Origin of the sequence: Polaribacter sargassicola (assembly GCF_021991835.1) — a bacterium.
In the GTDB taxonomy this organism is placed as follows: Bacteria; Bacteroidota; Bacteroidia; order Flavobacteriales; family Flavobacteriaceae; genus Polaribacter; species Polaribacter sargassicola.
This window is the reverse complement of the sequence record NZ_JAHDAU010000027.1, coordinates 1-549: the sequence shown is the minus strand read 5'-3', so window position 1 is coordinate 549 and position 549 is coordinate 1. Positions and strand designations below refer to the sequence as shown.

Annotated in this window: 1 protein-coding gene; it reads left to right on the top strand. The window is 33.9% G+C overall.

Annotation, left to right across the window (positions count from 1 at the left end; all coding sequences use genetic code 11):
• Nucleotides 1-549, top strand: a 549-nt coding sequence (locus KI686_RS15660) for a PIG-L family deacetylase (protein ID WP_237590269.1), incomplete at both ends; no start/stop codon positions are given.

Below are 549 nucleotides of genomic sequence, written 5' to 3'. Positions count from 1 at the left end.
AGTTACAAGTCATGTACCCGCTTCTTATTTACAAGAACATGATAATGCAACGTTTGTTTTAGATCAAGCGGCAGCTTCTAAATTAACAAGAATCAATACGCCTTGGTTGGTAGAAAAAATTGTTTGGACAGATAAGTTAATAAGAAAAGCCGTTTTAAGTTTAGCATTGTCATTAAAGAAACCAATTTTAATGTTAACAGATGCAGATTATATAGAAAACGGAATGAGCGATTTATTAGCAGATTCTGGACCAGCATATGACATCAATATTAAAATATTTAACAAATTACAGAATACCATAACAGGTTGGCCAGGAGGAAAACCAAATTCTGATGATTCTAAAAGACCCGAAAGAGCAACACCAGAAAAGAAACGAGTATTAATCTTTAGTCCTCACCCAGATGATGATGTAATAAGTATGGGAGGAACCTTTAAAAGATTGCATGAACAAGGTCATGAAGTTCATTTAGGATATCAAACCTCAGGAAATATTGCTGTTGCAGATGATGAAGCTTTAAGATTTGCCAGTTTTGTATGTGATTACAACGA